Annotated in this window: 1 protein-coding gene; it reads right to left on the bottom strand. The window is 31.6% G+C overall.

The window, feature by feature from the left end; all coding sequences use genetic code 11:
* Positions 1-1063 precede the first annotated feature (1063 nt).
* The gene (locus tag HT729_RS11085; protein WP_000858870.1) at positions 1064-1591 is read right to left on the bottom strand and encodes a DUF4148 domain-containing protein; all 528 of its coding nucleotides are present in this window, start codon (positions 1589-1591) and stop codon (positions 1064-1066) included.
* Positions 1592-1672 lie beyond the last annotated feature (81 nt).

Genomic DNA, 1672 nt, shown 5'->3' with positions numbered 1-1672 from the left:
ATCTGAACTTTATCATCATGAGTTAATTTCATAATAAAAACACCCCAAAAGTTAGATTTTTTCTGTCTAACTTTTGGGGTGCAGTTCATTCACTAAATTACCGTTTTTTTATTTAAATTCTATTAACTACCTATTACTATTAATTACCCTGAGGCCATCGTTTATAAATTGACCCAAAACGTCAAGTCCGTTATAAATAAAGAGTCCTAAAATTATAGATGAAATAATAATACTTGCACAAATAAAATATGTACGTTTTTTTTCATTCATAATATCGACTACCTCCTAAGTTAGTATAGACTAATAGTTGTATAGACTAATAGTTCCGTTTTGATTAAATGGAACTCTATAATATGATGTACCTCCAATAGTACCTCCAAATGTAAATCCAGCTCCTAACAACTCTGCTTTAACTTGAGCTGAACCACTACTGTTTATAGCTGCTGTTAAAGTACCATTATAAGCATACTTTATACTTGTTGTGGGGTATCCTTTTGGAGACCAAACATCAACGTTTTGTCCTTCAATATATGTGTTTGTAATAGAATTTGTTATTCCTAAGTAATAACCTTGAACTGAGTTAATCTGACGGAAAGAACCCTCATTATATAATTCAATGTTTACACTTAATTGAACTGTAGTTCTAGCAAATGTTGCACTTCTTTTTAATGTGTGTGAAGTAACTGTAGATCGAGAGAGATCTGGAATAAATTCAATAGTTTCAACAACCTTTCCAGTATCACTATCAATAACAGTTGCAACTTCGTTGAATCCTGATTTCGAATATACTACTTCTGGATTAGGGATATTATAATCCAGAAGTAAATGTTAGTTCATTGAATTTTATGACAAGATTATTATTAGTGTCGGCATTTACAGAAATAGGCAAACAAAATAATGCTAAACAACTAAATAATAGAGTAACTAGTATTTTTTCATGACAATCACCTACCATTCTTTCATAACTAAGTTGGATATTAAGAGTTGATAATTATAGTTTGTACATTGGAATCATCTGCTTTCTTATAGGAATATTAATTGAATAAGGCAATTTCTTTAAATTTTATTTAACGTAGTTCCAATAAAAGTTTATTCCTGTAGATGTTGGGTTATCTCTATCTACAGCAATCACGTATTCCAATCCCCAACCATTTCTAGCCGCTGTAAGATACATATCGTCAGATAAATATTTTAAGGCCGAATACACATTACCTATACCAGGGAGCATTCCTACTAGAGTCCCAGCTGGATCACTAGAAAGTGCTATCTCTTTAACTTCTGAAGGACTTAATCTTCGTATAACAGTCCTCATAATAGTTCTATCCATTGAATTTCCTTCAATTTCAACGAAGTTTAAAACATCTTTAGTAATTTGTTCTTGTTCTTCAACACTTAAATTAGATGAATTGAATACATCCTGTAAACTATAAACTTTACTTTCTTCAAGAACAAGTCGCTTAGTCTGGAGTCTTGCATCATGAGATTTTGGTGGGTGTGCCACACTTTGCGCAAAGGCAAGAGACGGTGAAGCGAGACTAAGAGTTAAGATACCTGCAGAAATAGCAACTGCAAAAAATTTAGTAGTTTTCATGAGCTTTTCTCCTTTTTATTTGTATTCACTTACATTTTATCATATAATGTAAGTGTAGTAAAGAAAGAAGGTGTTTTTATG

The sequence above is a fragment of the Streptococcus sp. 79 genome (genome assembly GCF_013277425.1).
GTDB lineage: Bacteria > Bacillota > Bacilli > Lactobacillales > Streptococcaceae > Streptococcus > Streptococcus pseudopneumoniae.
The sequence above is the reverse complement of the archived record's forward strand: the minus strand, read 5'-3'. Positions and strand labels throughout refer to the sequence as shown.

Coding starts and splice junctions, on each gene's coding strand:
- HT729_RS11085 (WP_000858870.1), bottom strand. CDS start 1,591: ATGAAAACTACTAAATTTTTTGCAGTTGCTATTTCTGCAGGTATCTTA.